This is a genomic window from Morganella morganii (assembly GCF_019243775.1).
Lineage (GTDB): Bacteria > Pseudomonadota > Gammaproteobacteria > Enterobacterales > Enterobacteriaceae > Morganella > Morganella morganii.
On record NZ_CP069157.1, the window covers coordinates 1,069,277 to 1,087,217 of the forward strand.

Annotated in this window: 26 protein-coding genes and 1 pseudogene; 14 read left to right on the plus strand and 13 right to left on the minus strand. The window is 48.6% G+C overall.

All coding sequences use genetic code 11. The annotated features are described in order from the left end of the window. The gene (locus tag JL661_RS04820) at window positions 1-267 is read left to right on the plus strand and encodes a DUF2798 domain-containing protein (RefSeq protein WP_004238319.1); all 267 of its coding nucleotides are present in this window, start codon (window positions 1-3) and stop codon (window positions 265-267) included. Here JL661_RS04820 and JL661_RS04825 read toward each other — a convergent pair whose 3' ends face one another. The 4 genes from JL661_RS04825 to JL661_RS04840 all read right to left on the minus strand — a co-directional run bounded on the left by JL661_RS04825 (window position 268) and on the right by JL661_RS04840 (window position 2,246). Further along, a complete protein-coding gene (locus tag JL661_RS04825) occupies window positions 268-963 on the minus strand; it encodes an ArsR/SmtB family transcription factor (RefSeq protein WP_062772762.1) in 696 nt (231 codons plus the stop codon). A 14-nt stretch (window positions 964-977) separates the two neighbouring features. Beyond that, window positions 978-1,286 (minus strand): antibiotic biosynthesis monooxygenase family protein, encoded by a 309-nt coding sequence (locus JL661_RS04830; protein ID WP_004240892.1) that lies wholly within the window; start codon window positions 1,284-1,286, stop codon window positions 978-980. A gap of 79 nt (window positions 1,287-1,365) precedes the next feature. Beyond that, window positions 1,366-1,794 carry a DMT family transporter gene (locus JL661_RS04835; protein ID WP_062772765.1) on the minus strand — a complete coding sequence of 143 codons (429 nt, stop codon included), beginning with the start codon at window positions 1,792-1,794 and terminating at the stop codon, window positions 1,366-1,368. Next, complete coding sequence (locus JL661_RS04840) at window positions 1,794-2,246, minus strand: DMT family transporter (protein ID WP_032098830.1); 453 nt, start codon at window positions 2,244-2,246, stop codon at window positions 1,794-1,796. The genes JL661_RS04835 and JL661_RS04840 overlap by 1 nt, the downstream gene beginning before the upstream one ends. Before the next feature lie 113 nt (window positions 2,247-2,359). Here JL661_RS04840 and JL661_RS04845 point away from each other — a divergent pair, with 113 nt between their 5' ends. After that, window positions 2,360-3,298 carry a LysR family transcriptional regulator gene (locus tag JL661_RS04845; RefSeq protein ID WP_062772768.1) on the plus strand — a complete coding sequence of 313 codons (939 nt, stop codon included), beginning with the start codon at window positions 2,360-2,362 and terminating at the stop codon, window positions 3,296-3,298. Window positions 3,299-3,372: 74 nt separating this feature from the next. Continuing rightward, window positions 3,373-4,008, plus strand: a complete 636-nt coding sequence (locus JL661_RS04850; RefSeq protein ID WP_004238311.1) for a glutathione S-transferase family protein — start codon at window positions 3,373-3,375, stop codon at window positions 4,006-4,008. A gap of 32 nt (window positions 4,009-4,040) precedes the next feature. On the opposite strand, the gene JL661_RS04855 is transcribed toward JL661_RS04850, so the two are convergent. Next, a complete protein-coding gene (locus tag JL661_RS04855) occupies window positions 4,041-4,331 on the minus strand; it encodes a putative quinol monooxygenase (RefSeq protein ID WP_004238308.1) in 291 nt (96 codons plus the stop codon). Between the two features lie 133 nt (window positions 4,332-4,464). Between JL661_RS04855 and JL661_RS04860 the strand changes: the two are divergent. Next, window positions 4,465-5,204 (plus strand): annotated as a pseudogene (locus JL661_RS04860) (cyclase family protein). 9 nt (window positions 5,205-5,213) lie between these two features. On the opposite strand, the gene JL661_RS18535 reads toward JL661_RS04860, so the two are convergent. From JL661_RS18535 to JL661_RS04875, 3 genes are all read right to left on the minus strand, one after another. Beyond that, window positions 5,214-5,345, minus strand: a complete 132-nt coding sequence (locus tag JL661_RS18535; protein WP_282097128.1) for a hypothetical protein — start codon at window positions 5,343-5,345, stop codon at window positions 5,214-5,216. A 394-nt stretch (window positions 5,346-5,739) separates the two neighbouring features. After that, the gene (locus JL661_RS04870) at window positions 5,740-6,237 is read right to left on the minus strand and encodes a hypothetical protein (protein WP_225310054.1); all 498 of its coding nucleotides are present in this window, start codon (window positions 6,235-6,237) and stop codon (window positions 5,740-5,742) included. A 335-nt stretch (window positions 6,238-6,572) separates the two neighbouring features. Continuing rightward, window positions 6,573-7,403 carry a helix-turn-helix transcriptional regulator gene (locus tag JL661_RS04875; RefSeq protein WP_073970190.1) on the minus strand — a complete coding sequence of 277 codons (831 nt, stop codon included), beginning with the start codon at window positions 7,401-7,403 and terminating at the stop codon, window positions 6,573-6,575. 640 nt (window positions 7,404-8,043) lie between these two features. On the opposite strand from JL661_RS04875, the gene modA reads away from it, so the two are divergent. From modA to JL661_RS04900, 5 genes are all read left to right on the plus strand, one after another. Further along, on the plus strand, window positions 8,044-8,787 hold the full coding sequence (gene modA / locus JL661_RS04880) for a molybdate ABC transporter substrate-binding protein (protein WP_370531222.1): 744 nt from the start codon (window positions 8,044-8,046) through the stop codon (window positions 8,785-8,787). A 14-nt stretch (window positions 8,788-8,801) separates the two neighbouring features. Continuing rightward, window positions 8,802-9,590 (plus strand): ABC transporter permease, encoded by a 789-nt coding sequence (locus JL661_RS04885; RefSeq protein ID WP_049241209.1) that lies wholly within the window; start codon window positions 8,802-8,804, stop codon window positions 9,588-9,590. Beyond that, window positions 9,577-10,200: an ABC transporter ATP-binding protein gene (locus JL661_RS04890; RefSeq protein ID WP_004238296.1), complete on the plus strand. Its 624-nt coding sequence runs from the start codon at window positions 9,577-9,579 to the stop codon at window positions 10,198-10,200. Before JL661_RS04885 ends, JL661_RS04890 begins: the two co-directional genes overlap by 14 nt. A gap of 420 nt (window positions 10,201-10,620) precedes the next feature. Then, entirely contained in the window at window positions 10,621-11,334 is a 714-nt protein-coding gene (locus tag JL661_RS04895) for a bactofilin family protein (RefSeq protein ID WP_051456202.1), read from the plus strand. 71 nt (window positions 11,335-11,405) lie between these two features. Then, window positions 11,406-11,960 carry a GNAT family N-acetyltransferase gene (locus JL661_RS04900; protein ID WP_032098827.1) on the plus strand — a complete coding sequence of 185 codons (555 nt, stop codon included), beginning with the start codon at window positions 11,406-11,408 and terminating at the stop codon, window positions 11,958-11,960. On the opposite strand, the gene JL661_RS04905 is transcribed toward JL661_RS04900, so the two are convergent. Continuing rightward, window positions 11,951-12,307 carry a nitrous oxide-stimulated promoter family protein gene (locus JL661_RS04905; RefSeq protein ID WP_004240881.1) on the minus strand — a complete coding sequence of 119 codons (357 nt, stop codon included), beginning with the start codon at window positions 12,305-12,307 and terminating at the stop codon, window positions 11,951-11,953. The genes JL661_RS04900 and JL661_RS04905 overlap by 10 nt on opposite strands. A 119-nt stretch (window positions 12,308-12,426) precedes the next feature. Between JL661_RS04905 and JL661_RS04910 the strand changes: the two genes are divergently transcribed. Further along, complete coding sequence (locus JL661_RS04910; protein WP_004238291.1) at window positions 12,427-12,678, plus strand: DinI family protein; 252 nt, start codon at window positions 12,427-12,429, stop codon at window positions 12,676-12,678. Between the two features lie 76 nt (window positions 12,679-12,754). Here JL661_RS04910 and JL661_RS04915 read toward each other — a convergent pair whose 3' ends face one another. Both JL661_RS04915 and JL661_RS04920 read right to left on the minus strand, forming a co-directional pair. Then, window positions 12,755-13,003 carry a YecH family metal-binding protein gene (locus tag JL661_RS04915; protein WP_004240880.1) on the minus strand — a complete coding sequence of 83 codons (249 nt, stop codon included), beginning with the start codon at window positions 13,001-13,003 and terminating at the stop codon, window positions 12,755-12,757. Between the two features lie 143 nt (window positions 13,004-13,146). Further along, window positions 13,147-13,359, minus strand: coding sequence for a DUF465 domain-containing protein (locus JL661_RS04920; RefSeq protein WP_004238289.1), 213 nt, complete (start codon window positions 13,357-13,359; stop codon window positions 13,147-13,149). 323 nt (window positions 13,360-13,682) lie between these two features. Between JL661_RS04920 and eco the strand changes: the two genes are divergently transcribed. Both eco and psiE read left to right on the plus strand, forming a co-directional pair. Beyond that, the gene (eco, locus tag JL661_RS04925; RefSeq protein WP_004240879.1) at window positions 13,683-14,207 is read left to right on the plus strand and encodes a serine protease inhibitor ecotin; all 525 of its coding nucleotides are present in this window, start codon (window positions 13,683-13,685) and stop codon (window positions 14,205-14,207) included. Between the two features lie 138 nt (window positions 14,208-14,345). After that, complete coding sequence (gene psiE / locus JL661_RS04930; RefSeq protein WP_004238582.1) at window positions 14,346-14,747, plus strand: phosphate-starvation-inducible protein PsiE; 402 nt, start codon at window positions 14,346-14,348, stop codon at window positions 14,745-14,747. Between the two features lie 49 nt (window positions 14,748-14,796). On the opposite strand, the gene JL661_RS04935 is transcribed toward psiE, so the two are convergent. After that, a complete protein-coding gene (locus tag JL661_RS04935; protein WP_004238583.1) occupies window positions 14,797-15,234 on the minus strand; it encodes a universal stress protein in 438 nt (145 codons plus the stop codon). A gap of 447 nt (window positions 15,235-15,681) precedes the next feature. Here JL661_RS04935 and JL661_RS04940 point away from each other — a divergent pair, with 447 nt between their 5' ends. Together JL661_RS04940 and JL661_RS04945 are read left to right on the plus strand one after the other, a co-directional pair. After that, on the plus strand, window positions 15,682-16,629 hold the full coding sequence (locus tag JL661_RS04940) for a cation diffusion facilitator family transporter (RefSeq protein ID WP_004238584.1): 948 nt from the start codon (window positions 15,682-15,684) through the stop codon (window positions 16,627-16,629). A 130-nt stretch (window positions 16,630-16,759) separates the two neighbouring features. Beyond that, a complete protein-coding gene (locus JL661_RS04945) occupies window positions 16,760-17,632 on the plus strand; it encodes a GNAT family N-acetyltransferase (RefSeq protein WP_073970185.1) in 873 nt (290 codons plus the stop codon). 38 nt (window positions 17,633-17,670) lie between these two features. On the opposite strand, the gene JL661_RS04950 is transcribed toward JL661_RS04945, so the two are convergent. Further along, on the minus strand, window positions 17,671-17,871 hold the full coding sequence (locus tag JL661_RS04950) for a hypothetical protein (protein WP_062772774.1): 201 nt from the start codon (window positions 17,869-17,871) through the stop codon (window positions 17,671-17,673). Window positions 17,872-17,941: the final 70 nt, after the last annotated feature.

The window sequence follows — 17,941 nt, forward strand, 5'->3', positions numbered from 1 at the left end:
ATGTCTTTTCAGGACAAAAACTATATTTTAGGTTTTCCGAAGCTGCCTCAGCGCGCGTTAATCTTCCTGGTGCCTTTTTTCTTATCGCTGGTTATGAGTGGTATTGTTTCGTTTATCAGTACCGTCAAAGCGCTGGGATTCTCCTGGCTGCTGGTTTCTCCGTGGCTGACGTCATGGGGTATATCCTGGGCCATTGCATTCCCGACCGTCTTATTTGTTCTGCCGTTCGCCCGTAAATTATCGTTATTACTGGTCAGAAGTTCATAATTACGGGATCTGAATCCCTAACCATTGCCGGAATTGTTTTTTTCCTTTTCCGGTAATTGTCACTTCACGGTAGCCCGGTGTGCGGGTCAGCCAGCCCTGTTGCTCACAGTGAGTGAAGAGGGCGGCGCCCAGATAGCCACCGAGGTGAAACCGGCGTTCACTCCAGTCCAGACAGCCGCAGCAGAAAACCCGTTTTACCGTGTGAGCGGCAGGCAGCCCGAGTGTGGTCAGTGCAGATTCTCCCGCCGTTGTCAGCATAGTACCGTCAGCGGTTATCCACCCTTTTTCCTGCATCGCATCATACACAGCCACCGCCGTTTCCCCGGCCAGATGGTCATAACAGGTTCTGGCCTGCCGTAAATGCGGCGGGGCGGAGGATTTGCGGATGGCGGCTGTTACCGGAATACCGGTGAGATTCATCATTTTTTCGATGATTTCGGCCACGTTTAATCCGGCCAGCTGATAATAGCGGTGACGCCCCTGCGGAATACAGATGATCAGCTTTCCGGCGACCAGTTTTGCCAGATGGGCGCTGGCGGTGGAGGCACTGATATCCGCGGCAATGCTCAGTTCAGTTGCTGTCCAGGCTCTGCCGTCCATCAGGGCGCAGAGCATGCGGATACGGGACGGATCAGCCAGTGCCGCAGCCACACCGGCAAGCGCGGTTTCTAACTCAGGTGCGTGTTCTTCTGACATATCAGCTCCGCCGGTTATTCCTGCCCGAAGTCATATTCACGGGTGATCTCAGCAATACGGATGCGGTAAAAAGAGAAAATATCCGCTTTACCTTCTTCCTGAGCCTGCCGGTGCTGCAGGTTTTGTTTCCATTTCAGCAGAGAAGCCTCGTCTTCCCATAATGAGAGCGACAATAATTTACCGGGTGTGCTCAGGCTGGCAAAACGTTCAATGGAGATAAAGCCCTCTGCGTCACTGAGCAGCGGGCGTAATCCGGCAGCGATATCCAGATAGCGGGATTGTTTGTTTTCCGGCATAGTTACTTCAAAAATTACAGCAAACATGGGATTCTCCTTATGCAGTCCGGCTAATCATATCGGAAGCACAGAGAAAACACTTCGCTGAGTAACGAAATAAGAAAAATTACTTCCGGTAGCGGACAGCGATAGCCAGCAGGATTAAGATGACACCGGTTATCTGCATCAGCAGATGTGACGGCATGCCGTGCTGTATGATATCGATAATAAAGCCGGATAATACCTGGCCGCAGATAGCCAGAATGGTGGTCAGTGTGGCGCCGAGCAGCGGCAGAATATAACTGTTTATCACCACGAAACAGGCACCGATAATACCGCCGGTGAATGTAATCAGCGGAATACTGTTCAGTGTGACGGGGAACTGCGGCAGGTAAAACAGTACAACCACACTCAGAAAGATAAAACCGGCAATATGATTAACCAGCGAGGCATAAAACGCATTGCTGCTCTGAGATAATCTGCCGTTAATACTGCGACTGAAAATAATACAAATGCCATTTGCCAGCGCGATAGTAATATAAAACAGTAACATCATTATTTTCCTGCAATGATCAAAATACAGCCGCTGAATAACAGCAGCAGTGTCAGCCCGTCGCGGCTTGTCACTTTGCGCCGTGTCAGTCCCATCAGACCAAAATGGTCGATAATCAGCCCGGTCACTATCTGCCCCGCAAGCATCAGTACAATCGAGCCGGAGAGTGACAGCGGGCTGTTAACGGTGATCGCCGCCAGCAGTACGGTAAACGCACCGGGTATCCCGCCGAGATAGCACCACAGCGGCATTTTTGTACCGGCGTGGCGTGGCGGCAGGTGCTTTTTCACTGTCAGCCAGATAATCAGGGCAACAATGGCACCGATGCCGTGTGTCAGCCAGGAGGCGTGCAGCGGAGAAGTAAAGGTGGATAAATAGCTGTTGCTCATAATCATCAGGGTGAGTAATACCCCGGAAAGTAAGGCTATCAGCGGTAACAGGATCTCTTTTTTCATCGTTATTTTCACTTTATTGCGGACGGAGAGAGTATAGAGATTGCCGGGGCCCGGAATAAACGCTATAAACGGAAAAACAGAGTTTCCTGTGAGTTGACAATAAAGGAGCTGAGATGGATTTTTCACTTTTACCGGTGTTTATTGCGATCACCGAGCAGGGAAGCCTGACAAAAGCAGCAGAATATCTGCATATGACCAAATCGGCGGTCAGTAAAAAACTGGCGGCGCTGGAGACTCAAACCGGCATCCGGCTGGTCACCCGTTCCACGCGCCATTTACAACTGACTGAAGCCGGACAGCTTTATTACACCTATCTGAAAAAAGCCCATCAGGCGGTGCTGGACGGGCAGGATGCGTTGTCACATTACAGCCGTGAGGTTGACGGCACACTGAAAATCAGTGCGCCGGCGGTGTTCGGCAGTCTGCATCTGGCTAAATTAATACCTGAATTTTTACAGCGCTGGCCGTCATTACAGGCGGAAATGGTATTTGATGACAAACTGACGGATTTGGTCGGGGAAGGGTTTGATCTGGCTGTCAGGATCGGTGAATTACAGGATTCCTCTCTGATTGCCCGCGTGTTATCTCCCTGCCGCAGCGTGTTGTGTGCGTCTCCCGCCTATCTGGTACAACATGGTACACCTCAGAATCTGACTGACCTGAAATCTCATAATTGCCTGTTTTACAGCTATTTTCAGGCCGGTCAGTCATGGACATTTCTGCACCGGGGAGACGTGGTGCGTTTTACCCCGCAGGGCACTCTGCGTGCCAACAACAGTCTGGCGCTGCATCAGGCTGTTTTACAGGGAACGGGGATCTGCCAGCTGCCGCAGTTTATCGCGGCACCGGATATCCGCGCCGGGCGGCTGATCCCGCTGCTGCCGGAATACCTGCTGCCACGGCATCACATCTATGCGGTTTATCCGGATCGTGAATATCTGCCGAAAAAAGTCTCCGCATTTTTACATTTTTTGCAGGATACGCTGGGTACGGAAGGGCGCTATCAGAAAGAATATGAACAGGATTTATCCTTTTTTAAGGCAGCGGAATAAAAACCGGATACATTGGGTAAGGCAATCAGCCTGCTGTTTATATCATTTATTTTAATTTCACTGAGAGGGGTTATATGTCTCTGCAATTGTGGATCGCCAATAAAAATTACTCTTCCTGGTCGCTGAGACCCTGGTTTTTACTGAAAGCCCTGAATATTCCGTTTGATGAACAGTTGGCCACCTTTGTACCGGGCGGCAGCAGTTATGAGAAATTTCTCCGCTTTTCCCCGTCCGGGCTGGTGCCGTGCCTGGTGACAGCGGATACCACGGTCTGGGATTCTCTGGCAATCTGTGAATATATTGCGGAGGATTATCCGCATGTCTGGCCGCAGGAAAAAACCGCCCGTGCCTGGGCGCGCTCTGCCGCGGCAGAAATGCATTCCGGGTTTACCACGCTGCGCCGTGAGTGCCCGCTGAACTGCTCGGAAAGCCGCCCGGCCGCAGAGATGACACCGGAATTACAGAAAGAGTGTCAGCGTCTGGATAAGATCTGGTGTGAGGGATTAACCCGGTTCGGTGGCCCGTGGCTGGCAGGGGAAAATATCAGTGCGGCGGATGCTTTTTATGTGCCGGTGGCCCTGCGGGCACGGACTTATCAGCTGCCGTTTTCAGCGGCGGCACAGACATGGATTGACCGGATCCTGGCGCATCCTGCCATCATTGAGTGGTGTGAGGCGGCAGCGAAAGAAGCGAAAATCGACCACGACTGAATCAGGAAGGGCGGGGATATCCGCCCTGATTATTACTTAACGGCGCTGTCCATCAGGATAAAACGCGGTTCGGCACGCTGATATTTATTAATGGCGGGTACCAGGCGGCGGAAGTGCTCACTGGCACAATGGGCATCCAGCGCGGCCTGATCCGGCCAGGTTTCGATAAAAACAAAATGCCCCGGGTCTTTCTGATCGACAAACAGATCATAACTGATACACAGCGGCTCACGGCGGGTGGCGGCAACCAGTTCTTCATACATCGGCATCAGGATCTCAACGGCATCCGGCTGCATAAAATCTTCAGCAATCACTTTTAACATTGTGTTCCCCTTGTCCGGTGCGGACAACAACATGAAATATCTGCAAATGACTTCCCCGGCAAGCCGTGTAAATTCTGACTGATAACCAGAGCATAAATCACAACAACTACCGGTATAACATTGAGGGGGCAGAATGTCATTATCATTAACTGAAGCCGTGAATCTGTTGAAATCCAAAAAATGGATTGACCTGACACACGCATTTAATGCGGACTCACCGCACTTTTTTATGTTTGAACCGGCGGAGTTTAAAACGCTGTTTGATTACCGTGACGGCTTTTTTGCCCAGCAGTTTACGTTTCCCGGCCAGTACGGCACCCATATTGATGCGCCGTGCCATTTTGTACAGGGGCGGCGCTTTGTGCATGATCTGGAACTGAAAGAGCTGGTGTTGCCGCTGGTGGTGATTGATCAGTCCGCCAGAGCACAGAAAGATGCAGATTTTGCGCTATCCGCAGACGATGTACTGGCTTTTGAACAGATTCACGGACGTATTGAAAGCGGCAGTTTCGTGGCATTGCGCACGGACTGGAGCAAACGCTGGCCGTCACAGGCACTGATGGATAATAAAGATGCGGAAGGCAACAACCATATTCCGGGCTGGGGAATGGACGCACTGGAATTTCTGTTTCGTGAGCGCGGGATCAGCGCCGTGGGGCATGAAACCTTTGATACCGATTCGGCGCAGGATTTCCGCAAAATAGTGCACTCCGGGCGGAATATTTTGTATTGGATCAGGATGCGTATCAGATAGAGCTGCTGACCAATCTCGATAAAGTCCCGGCCAAAGGTGCGGTGATTTTTAATATCGTGGCAAAGCCGGACAATGCAGGCGGGTTCCCGGTCCGGTCATTTGCCATTTTGCCGGATTAATGCGGCGTATCAGCGGAGATTAAACTGAGAGAAAGTCAGTTGGTTATTCACATAGAGCAACTGATTGATTTCGGTGGCAATCAGTGATTTCAGGTCACTGTCAGATAATGACGCCGGCAGTGACTGCCACAGCCGGGACAAAATAAATTCCTGCTGTTCGCCGTATTCATCATAGTGGGACAGGATTTGTAAGAGTGAGTCTCTGGTGATTTGTCCGGTATGTTTTGTTTTTTTTCAGATCACAAATCACCGGAGCCAGTAAACTTACACAGATATCCCGGTATTCCTGACTTTCGGCAGGGAATGTCTTCAGTGTCTGCCATAACAACCGGCGTTCATCGGTAAACACAGGTGTGACAGCAGTCGTTTCAGTGTGACGGTACATAAATATCAATCCTCTTGAGGTTGTCAGGCAAATGCCGTTCGTGTGTTATTTCCCGTCGTAGTCACTATTTTATTTTTATCTGTTATTGCTATATGCAGTCAGATAAAAGGGATATTGCTATCCCTTTATCCGGTATATTTGCCGGTGCTGTCAGCACCAGTGTATTTTATCTGTCGTCAGACAGATATTGCGGCTGTTCAGCCACTGATACAGCCGGTCATCATCATTGTTGTTTTTCAGCTGCAAAATCAGCTGTACGGCAGTACGGAAATAGTCCGGAATGCGGTTGTCCTGCAAGGACTTATGATGATAAATAACATCACGGAACAGATTAACAAAATGACGCAGCGTGAACGAAATTTCTCCCCGGAGAGTGTGAATATTATGCTCTGTCCGGGAAAGATCCTGTGCGGACTCCGCGAAACTGTTTTTGATATCTGACAGCTCTGACTGCTCCGTCTGCGGATAATATGCACTGTACAGCGCATGCAGGGCAGCCAGCTGACGGTTTATTATTCTGCGTTGATTATATTCTTCTTCCAGATCCCACAGCTCACGGTGTGTGTCTTTTATCCAGTATTCATACGTTTCGTTTAATAATCCGTCAATCCAGTAACGGGACGCAGATAATATAATTGTGTCAGACAAACAGGCATCCCAGTTATCAGGGTAAGTCTGTATTGTCTGTCTGATCATGGTCAGGTCATGATACTGAAAAGGAATATTCCATTTCTTTCTGCGGCGGAACCAATCTGTTGTTTTTAAGTTGTCTGCCTGCTGACGTGTAAGATATTCAGATAATAAATCATTTTCTTTACAGGCGTCTTCTGAGTTATATATTCGATCATCTGACAGATAAAGATGATACATCGTTTTATTAAGCATGAATCCCTCTGGCGAATAAAAGTGAAGCAAAGGAACGCAGCTTAACAGACCCGTTTTTTTCCGGTATTATTTTTGTTTTCTGTTTTTATCACAATTCGTCAGTTTATATGATTACCCCGGGCTTTGCTGGGCGTAAATCCGAAACGCTTACGGTAGCTCTGGGTAAAATACGACTGACTTGAGAACCCTGCTTCCATTGAGACATCAACGATACTCATCTGGGTATTAAGCAGAAGCTGATGAGAAAATAATAACCGCCGTTCGCTTATCCATGCCCGCGGAGATGTACCGTATACCGAGCCGAACAGCTCTTTGAATGTTGTCAGGCCCATACCAAATTCTCTGGAAAATTCATTTAACTTCCAGTCTTTCAGATAGTGCTTTTCCATGAAGCTCTGCAAACGTTCTGCCTGGCGGTTACTCAGCTGACGCAATACCGACATCAGACGTGTGCCTTCTTCACTCAGGGCGATAATTAATAATAATTCCTCCAGCTTCAGCTTTATCAGCGGTGATGGCGCATTATTACAATAAGCATCATAAAACCCGCTGATACTGTTTTTCAGCATAGCGGACTGCGGAAAATAAATGAGTCCGGATGTCGGATCAGTAACACGGTGAAGGTGGCTGAAAGTATCAGAAAAACGGTGAAGAAAATCCCGCAGAAAATGGTTGTTCAGCGGAACCCATAATAAGTTAATTTCGCCGGAAATATGCTGGTATGCATAGCTTCCCTGATTGGAGAAAATAACTTCATTGTCATTAAGTGTGTATGAGTTTATGCAATCCTGCCATTTCATTTTTCCGGACATCAGAAGGTAAAGACCTTTTTCCTGTTGTTCGGTAATATTGAAAATATCGGGCTCAACAATAACAGATTGTATCTCTTTATTATTGTCAGATGTCAAAGTACGTGAGTTCATGGGCATCTCAGAGTGAACAATATGGCTTAATTTTCGGAAATTAAATAACAGGGACAGTGCCAAACCATCCGGTATAAATAATTATATAACTAATATCGGGCTTTTCTACTTGATAATTAGTTTTTATGACATTAACGGCTTTATTTATTGGTTTGGGTGCTATTTTATTTACATGATGAATAACTTCACTGAATAACAAGTAATGTCATTATGAATTATGTTTCTAAAATGATGCTGTTTTGTTGTTATTATGTTTTTTGCGGGTGGGGTGTATATACAGTTCATTATCATTGAATCTGTTTTATTGATGGATATATTGAGCGGATATTAATTAATACTGTTGTTACCGGCGAAGGGCAGAGTATTACTCTGCAAAAATGTAATGATTGTTTCTGTTATGATTATTGATGTTATCACTTTTAATTTTATGTTTTTATTATGCTGCATATAGCTGATTAAAATTTTTCTGGTGAATATATAATTTATATATTATTTGTATCGCGGATTATTTCCGGCGGGTAACGCCACCGGACATGACAGATGATACGCCGTTTCGTGATGACTGTCCCTTGCACCACTCACCGTTTTTAATCATTATATAAAAAAATATATAACGAGTGAGGTTACTATGTCGTCCCGTCGTCTGATGCTCTCCGCATTACTGTTCTGTTGTTCCGTACCGGCCGCGGTGGCCGCTGAGTTACATATGTATGCCGGCGCCGGTCTGCGCCCGCCGGTTGAAAAGGTGATCAGCCAGTTTGAAAGAGAGACCGGTAATACGGTAACGGTGGAATATGGCGGTTCCGGACAGATCCTGACCCGGTTTGAACTGACAAAGCAGGGTGATCTGTTTTTCCCGGGATCAGCGGATTACGTGGAAAAGCTGCGGAAAGAAAAACAGGTGACAGACAGTTATCCGATCGTCCGGCATATTCCGGTGATTGCAGTACGCAAAGATAAAGCAGACGGAATTAACAGTATTGCAGATCTTGCCGCAAGTAATCTGCGTATCGGCATGGGGGACCCGAAAGCCATTGCGCTGGGCCGCAGCGGTGAAGTTTTACTGGATGCCAGCGGTTACGGTGATGCACTGCGGGAAAAAGTCATTGTCCGGGCGGCAACGATTAAACACCTGTCGATGTATCTGCTTAACGGTGAGGTGGATGCTGCGGTTATCGGCCGCGCCGATGCCATGAAAAACCACGATAAACTGATTATTCTGCCGTCACCGGAAGGCAGCCCGGAAGAGGTGGCTACGCTGGCGGTACTCAGCACCAGTGCATCCCCGGCAGAAGCAAAACAACTGGCGGAGTATTTTTCCTCTCCGGAAGGGATCAAAGCCTTCACCGATTATGGTTTTCTGCCGGTCAGACCGGCTGATGCACACTGATTCCGGTATTACCGATGTATCCGGTGATGAAATGGGCGCTGGTGCCCCTGTTACTGTTGTTGTGTCTGATTACCGGGTCTCTGCTGGCGTTACTGTTTCAGGTAACGCCGGCGTTGCTGACTAAGCTGATTACTGACCCTGAATTTCATTTTGCGGTGCTGATGTCGCTGGCAACCTCACTGACATCGCTGGTACTGGCATTTCTGATTGCCGTACCGGCCGCCTGGGTGATGGTGCGGGGGGATTTCCCCGGCAAGCGGGTGGCGGATGCGCTGTTTGATATCCCGCTGGTCACGCCGCCGCTGGTGATTGGTATCGGGTTGTTACTGCTGCTGGGCAGTCAGGGCCCGCTGGCCGGAATTTTCCCGCAGTTGGGGCGCTGGCTGTTTTCCCCGGTGGGTGTGATTATTGCCCAGACCTATGTCGCGTCAGCGGTTCTGTACCGTTCGGCGCAGGGGGCGTTTGCCTCGGTGGATCCGGCATATGTCCGCACGGCAATGAATCTCGGGCTGACCCCCGGAAAAACCCTGCTGCTGGCGGAAATTCCGTTGTGTCTGCAGGGATTGCTGAGCGGCGGGATCCTCGCCTACTCCCGGGCGCTGGGGGAGTTCGGTGCCACACTGATGCTGGCCGGTGCCACCCGCTTTAAAACCGAAACTCTGCCAATGGCAATTTATCTTAATATTGCCAGCGGTGATTTTTCACTCGCGCTCGGCTGCGCGCTGATCCTGATGGCACTGGCGATTGTTTTGCTGGTCGCATTGCACCGGCTGAAAAGGCAACCTTCACATGCTGCACGTTGAACATCTGAGTGCGGGGATCCTGCAGGATCTCTCGCTGACACTGCCGCGCGCACAATGTACCGCGATCTGCGGCCCTTCCGGCAGCGGAAAAACCACATTACTGAACTGCATTGCCGGTTATCTGCCTTATCAGGGCTCCATCCGGCTCGGGGATGTTCCCCTGGATCCGCTGCCGGTCTGGAAACGCCCCTGCCGTTATCTTAATCAGCGGCTGTGGCTGTTTCCGTGGCTGACGGTTCTGGGCAATTTACGGCTGGCACAGTATGCCGCCGGGTTAAAGCGGGACAAATCACAGGCTCTGGCACTGCTGGATAAAATGCAGGTGGCACATCTGGCGGCGCGTTTTCCGCATCAGATTTCCGGCGGGGAACAGCAGCGGGTGGCACTGGCCCGCGCACTGATCTCACCGCCGGCACTGCTGTTGCTGGACGAACCGTTTTCCGGGCTGGATTGGGCGACCCGCAGGCAGTTATGGCCGCAGATTAATCTGCTGAAAGAAGAAGGGATCACCACGATTCTGGTCACGCATGAACCTGAAGAGGCAGAGGCGCTGGCACAATACCGCTTAGCGGCAGAAGGCGGAAAAATCCGGGGGACTAAAGGGGCCTGAGAGGGATAAAATCCTGTCGTAATTGTGATATTTTTATTCTGCCCTCTTCAGTTAAGGTAGACCCCTGAGAGGGCGGTGACGGATTGTAATGAAGGGATGCTGTCACAGGGTACACGGAGTGTATCCGGCTATAGTCACCGCTTTCTCTATTTCCCTGATTACATACTGATACTGGTCTTAATCCGCCCTTTACCGGCGCGGCGGCTGCGTACAATATGCAAAAGTATCTTCCGTAACGTAAAAATACCATCACAAAGGTCTGCCATGCTTAATATTATGCTGACATCCCTTTGGTTTTTATGGGGATTGTTACTGTATGCAGTGATAGCCGGGCACGCATCGTGGCCTGTTTATTTAACAGGTATCGCCGCCGTTATCTGTGCTATTACGATTCTCCCGGAAAGGAAAAGGAAAAACGTCATGTTCGGTAAGAAAAAACAAGCAGATACCCCTGAAACGGAGCCGGTTGCGGCACCGTTGCAAAAAACCAGAGAAGAAAGAGAAGAAGAAGAACGAAAAGCGGCTGAACTCAGTGCTCAGGCAAATGAAATTACCCAGCTGCTGTCAGCACGCGGTGAAGAGAAACAGCGCCCGCTGGCGTCTCTTGAATCCCGCCAGCCGACGGTGATCAGCAAAGAAACCCGTCTGACCGGTGATGTTGAAATCAGCGGTAATCTGCAAATCTGGGGTAAAATTAAGGGACAAATCAAAGCCCGTTCCGGCTCGGTCAGCATTATGCAGTCCGGTGTGGTGGAAGGGGATATTTTTGCCGAAACCCTGCTGATTGACGGCGTGCTGACCGGCACCTGTACCGTCGAACAGCTGGAAATTCTTGAGCACGGTGAGCTTAACGGCGTCTGCCGCGCCTCTAATTTCTCTATCCGCAAAGGCGGTACCTTTATCGGCCAGTCAGAGCCGTATGCCCCTGCCGGTAAAGCGGCTGCCGCAGCACAGGCACCGCAGTCCCGCCCGGAAAATAATAAGCCGGCAGCAGTGACTGAGCTGAAGCAGTCTGAAAAATCAGACGCAGCGGCGGAAAAATCACAGGAATCCGCGCCGAAATCGTCGTCACAGAACGGTAACGGAAAAAACAAAGAGCCGCAGAAAGTCCCGTCTGTCTTTAAGCGCGTGTAACCGCGCCGCCCTCACGTAAATCCGTTATACTCCTCCGGTATATTTTATGACTGAATGAACCGGAGGATTATATGCTTACTCTTGGTACCCCGCGTCTGCACCTGCGTCCCTGGACACCGGATGATTATGCACCGTTCCGTGCACTGAATGCGGATCCGGACGTTATGCGCTTTTTTCCGGCCTGCCTGAGTGCGGCAGAAAGTGATGCGATGGCGGATGAAATTACCCGTCGTTTTGAACGGCAGAAAGCATTCGGGCTATGGGTGGCGGAAGAAAAAAGCAGCGGGGAATTTACCGGGTTTGTTGGTCTTAATATCCCGTCCGCGCCGTTTGATTTCAGTCCGTGTACTGAAATCGGCTGGCGTCTGGCGAAACGCTTTCACGGTAAAGGTTATGCAACCGAAGCGGCAAACGCGGTGCTGCACCATGCCTTTATGACGCTGAATATGCCGGAGATTGTCGCGTTTACCGCGAAGGTAAATCTGCCTTCTGAACGGGTGATGGTGAAAACGGGAATGCGGTATCAGCGGGAGTTTCTGCATCCGTCACTGGAACAGGGGCATCCGTTACAGACGCATGTGCTGTATAAGATCACACAGGCGGAATACCGCGCGCGTCAGTCCTGATTATTGCGGGGCGTGCGGCGGCGCTGCGGCAGAGGCGGTACCGGCTTTTTGTCATCAATAAGGTGACGGACAGCCAGGATCGGATGATGCCACAGCATACGCGGCCCGGCCCAGCGCATAATCACTTTCATCTCTTCCCGCGGTTTTGGCTGATAACAGTGCACCGGGCACTGTTTGCAGGCTGGTTTGTCTTCACCGTAACGGCATTTTTCCAGCCGTTTCACTGCATACGCCAGCAGATCGCGGTAATGTTCCGGAGTATCTGCCGGTGCCGGATGGCGCTGTTCATACAGTTCCACCATACGGGTAACGGTTTTTATTTCCCGTAAAATACGTTTGCCGGCCATCAGAAACTCCTCTTTCATGCTGTAAAGCCCATAAATTTAAATACTGTGCTTAAAATTCGCTTTCTTTTTATTTAAAAATAAAATACTGTATATGCATACAGTTTACGGAGAGCAACATCATGCGTATTGAAATTCTGTTAGATAAACGAAATGCAGTGCCTGCGCATCTTATTCAGTCCCTTGAAGTCCAGTTAAAACGCCGGATCCTGCCGTTATATCCGGATATGCAGTTCCGTATTGCGCAAAGCAGTCAGACCACGATTAATATTTCCGGCGTGAAATCCCCCGACGATAAACAGTCGCTGATGGATACCATTCAGACCATCTGGGAAGATGACAGCTGGATGGATGATGACAACGCGCAATCATGATTTTCTTCCTGTTACAGGAAACGCTATCTCTCGGTTTTTGTGCCTTCAGGGGAGATAGCGGCCTTTTTTTCGCTGTTCAGTGATTACAGATTTTCTCAGCCGATGTGCTGAATCCCTCTTCAGTACCGATAAACTTCCCGCGTGCAGCCAGAAAACTGACCAGCGCTTTTGCATCCATATTCTCTGCCGAGCAGGTATGGAAGCGGGTATCTTCGCCGAACGTGGCGTGAATATCGGCGATAAGTGATTCTGTGGTGTAATTCTTCCCGCTTTCAATAATCATATTCATGACCTCGTGGCCATGGACAGAGGCTTTCTCAGACATAATAACTCCGGTCGGATAGTAAAGATGTAATTATTATACATCTTTTGATGTGCAATAGATTGCGTCAGGTCAGATTATGGTGCGAAAGGGAAGGAGACATAAGATAACGCCCGCGAAAGGGCGTTATCTGACAGGGGAGAAACTTACTGACACTCCGTTAAAATGCGCTGCATCTCATCTTTTACGTGCAGTTTTTCTTTTTTCAGCCGGACGACATTGTCGTTATAGCCTGCGCCGTTCGGGCCTTCAAGCTCGGCAATTTCATTATTTAACTGATGATGTTTCAGATACAGTGCGGCAAAACGAGGATTTGAATCTTTAAGCTGTGCTATAAGGGCTTGCTGATCAAGTGGCATAGAACCTCCTGTTTGACGGGGAATACAGCTTTTCCAGTATAACAAATGTACGCCGGAATGCATGGGGCGTATCGTTATATCCGTGATCAAAATGGCATAAATACATCGTGATTTATTGATGGTGATGATGGCATCCGGCAGAGTTATTGGTTTAACACACTGGCAGTGGTGATTTATCTGAGATTATCTGCCATTTTGTAAGAATATTCTGTGTTTTACTCTGGCGGTGAACTAAAGATTATTATAATGTTCTTAATAGTCAGCATGAAGATTATGAGACGATTTCATAATCAAATGTACTTATAAAACAAGGTAATTATTTGATGAAAAAATTGATCCTTCCTGTTATGGCCATGTTCGCTGCCGCAGGCGCTTATGCTGAAGAAGCAAAAACCACTGATATGGAGCCGCTGAAGATTGTGAAAACTGACAACGGCATGAGTGAGTTGAAACACTTCCCGCAGGCTGCGTCAGATCAGGTTCGCCATGTGATTGCCGTAGAGCCGAAAGCCGATGAAGGGCAGTACAAAATTGAGCTGGTGATCGGTAAAAAACAGATGGTGGACTGTAACCACCAGTGGTTCGGCGGTACGCTGACACAGAAAACCGTTGATGGTTTCGGCTATGACTATTATGAGACCGGCGACTTAACCGGGCCGATGTCCACCATGATGGGCTGCCTCAATAATGAAAAACGCGAAGCGTTTGTCAGCGCTAACCTGGGTGACGAAGCATTCGTCCGTTACAACAGCCGCCTGCCGGTTGTGGTGTACGCCCCGAAAGATGTGGAAGTAAAATACCGTATCTGGAGCACGGATAATCAGCTGCTGGATGCACCGGCCAAATAATCCGTTAATATCTGATACATAAAACACGGCGCCTGCCGTGTTTTTTGTTTTTTATTCGGTTCTGTCATCATTTCGTCGTACACTTAAACCCATACTGTTTACGGGCGTAATTGTCGTCTATCACTGAGGCTATTGATTATGGAATTTCAGCCATCCCGCCAGATAGCAACTGTGCTGCAATGGGTTCTGAATATTGCACTGCTGATTTTAGGTGTGCTGCTGATTGTATTTATGGGAAAGGAAACACTGACGCTGATTAATCTGCTGTTTTCCGCGCAGGAGAAAACAACCTATCTGTTATTAGACAGTATCGTGACCTATTTCCTCTATTTTGAATTTATTGCCTTAATTGTGAAATATTTTTCGTCGGGCTACCATTTCCCTCTGCGCTATTTTATCTATATCGGCATTACGGCGATGGTGCGTTTAATTATTGTCGATCATTCAGATGCCAATGCGACATTCCTGCATACCCTGTCAATACTGGCGCTGACCGTGGCATTATATCTGGCAAATACCGATAAGCTTAAACGCAGCTGAAATAACATGCCCCGCTGTGACGCGGGGCAGAATAAACAGACTGACGGGATCAGCGGATAACCATCACCGAGGTTTTGGCGTGACGGACAATCGTTGCGGCGGTAGAGCCGAGCAGGAATGTTGCCGCACCCGGGCGGTGAGAGCCCATCAGGATCAGGTCGGCGTTAATATCTTTGGCATAAGAGAGAATTTCGTTTTTGGCTGATCCGATAGCCGCGTGCAGGGTGTACTGACTTTCCGGCACAGCAATTCCTTTAATAATTTCTTTCAGTGCGGCAAGCGCCAGCTCAATGCGCTCTCCGGATTCCCGCATACTGACCGGCATTGAGGCGTATTCCACCCCGAAGAACATTTCCACGTTAGGGATAACGGTAAAGAAGTGGATCTTCGGATTATCAATTTTCGCCAGTGCTTCCACATGGGGCAGCATTTTGTCTGTCAGGTCATCTTCAAGAATATCAATCGGAACCAGAATCGTGTTGTACATACAGCCTCCTGTTAACTGAAATCAGTAACAGTATGACAAAAAATGACAGCGTGTGCTGTGATCATGGCGGCAGCTTATTTAATTTGTGAAATGAAAATAACTATCGTTTATTTTTATTATTAACAATAATAAAAAGGAGGGAATGAATTAAAGAGAATAATGATAACGTCATCAGTGACGGGGAATGAAAGAAGCCGTTTTAAAAGCGATAAGAATAATGATTCTCAGTTATAAAAATCAAATAAAATCATAAAATTGGAGACGTGAAAAAAATATTGTGGCATACTGCGGGCGCTGAATTAATATTCTGATTTAACCTTATTAATTGTAATTCTTTATTTCCTGTTCAGAAAGAACGGCATTAATCCGTTTGCTGAACTATAATGATCACGATCCACAGCATGTATTTGCTTTGTATTAACCACAAAAATAATGTGGAATTAAATTATGTCCAATATACCTGCACAGGCGGATGAAACCGCAGAAAACAGCGCGAATATCAGCCGTGAGATAAAATTCGCGGCCGCGAAAAAAAGTACCTGGGTCAGCGTCTGGGTGAATACCCTGTTGTCTGCATGGCAGATAGTGGCGGGTATTTTCTCGCACTCACAGGGGCTGATTGCTGACGGGGTTCATACTCTGTCTGACCTTATCGCTGATTTTGTGGTGCTGATTGCCAACCGCGGCAGCCGTAAAGCGCCGGATGAAGAACACCCTTACGGCCATTTCCGCTATGAGAATGTGGCATCACTGGTTCTGGGCGTGCTGCTGCTGGTCGTCAGCGGCGGGATGCTGTGGACCGCCGGTTCACGGATTATGTCGCCGGAAACGATTCCCGAAGTGCACTCGCTGGCGTTGTATGTCGCGCTGCTGGCACTGCTGGCGAAAGAGGGCCTGTTCCGCTATATGCTGCATGTGGCGCGCAAAGTGAAATCCAATATGCTGGAAGCCAATGCCTGGCATGCCCGTTCGGATGCGGCATCATCGCTGGTGGTGGCCATCGGTATTACCGGCAGTCTGATGGGGTATAAAATTCTGGACCCGATCGCAGCGCTGGTGGTCGGGCTGTTTATTCTGCGCATGGGGGTGAAATTTACCCTGCAGTCTCTCCAGGATTTAATGGATCGCGGTGCGGATGAAGAAACCATCGCCAAAATCACGCAGTCTGTGATGGATACCCCGGGGGTGGAAGGGGTTCATGATCTGAAAACCCGTAAGTCCGGCGATTATCTGCTGGTGGATGTCCATATTGAAATTGATGAAAACCTGACGGTTAAAGAAGGGCATGATATCGCTATTGCAGCGGAAATGAATATCCGCCGTGACCCGCAGGTGCTGAGTGTGATGACGCATATTGATCCCGCCCAGTCCGTCCGGGCCGGGCTGACAACCTGATTATTATCTTCTGACAGAATTACCGTGGCGGGGATGAACCTGCCACGGTGATTCTGTTATTAGTTGCACCTGTAGCCGGTTTAATTAGAATAGCGTACATAATTACATTAATGGGCAGAACACTGCAGGTATGATGAAATTCCGGGGATGGGAAAAATGCAGCTTCAGTGACTATGAAGCCTGCTGTGAAAAGTTTGGTTATAATGCGGAAACCTCACCGCACTATATTAAGTTCGCCATGGAGCAGGGCGTTGAACCGGATTTCTACGCTTACACAAAAAAAGGCGTTATTGAAGGTGCTGTCTGCACAGATAACGGCTGGCTGGCAAACGACAATAATAACCCCGCAAACCGCCTGAAGTGGATGTATTTCCCCCGCTACTCCATCCTGCTGCCTTTTAATAAAAATATTAAATGTTTTCTGCCGTTTAAAACCAAATCCCTGAGTACAGAATGCCGTCAGTTTTATAACAGCTCATTTTCGCTGTTTTCCCGGCGTCATGTGGCCGTTTCAAAAGATCTGTCTGCTTTTTCTTCCAAAACCAGAGTCACCCGGAAAAAAGAGATCCGTAAATTTATGGCTGATGGCGGGACATTTGAAAATGTCAGCACGGCCGGACCGGATTTTTTATTTGAAACCTACTTCCGGTTATATGCCGACCGGCGGGGGCATGAGGTGGAGAACGATCCGGTTATCCGCGCACTTTTTCATCATTGCTATAATAACTTTTTCGGGGAAATTGCGTTTTTGGACGGTAAAGCAGTGGGTATTCAGTTATTGCTTTCCACACCGTCAAAGCGGGGAACATTTATTGATTTTCTGAACATCGGCTACGATATGAATTTACGCAAATATTCTATCGGCACGATGCTGATGTGGCGCAATCTCTGCCTGACAGCAGAATTGCCCGCACCGGTGACCTATTCTTACGGCATGATGTCCGGGGAGTATAAAGCCCGCTGGTGTGACCCGGTCAGTATTGGTCGTTCCATTACCTTCTGACGGAAAATACAGACGGCTTTACATACCCGTCTGTGTTTTTATAAAGAACTGCGGGAAAGGCGGACAAACCGGCCCTGTTTATCCCGGTGCAGAGAATAGAGCGCTTTTTTATCCCGCGCGGATAACCAGATTTCATCCTGTCCCTGATCCTGCGTCCGGTAAAGATAATAACCGGCATTATTCAGGTAATTTTTCAGTGGTGCACAATCCCGTGCATCATGAAAAACAACACTGCTCATTTCAGAAACCGACCCTTCTGTCGGGATATACTCAAACTGATAATTCTCTGAGATCCGCGGCGCATTCCGT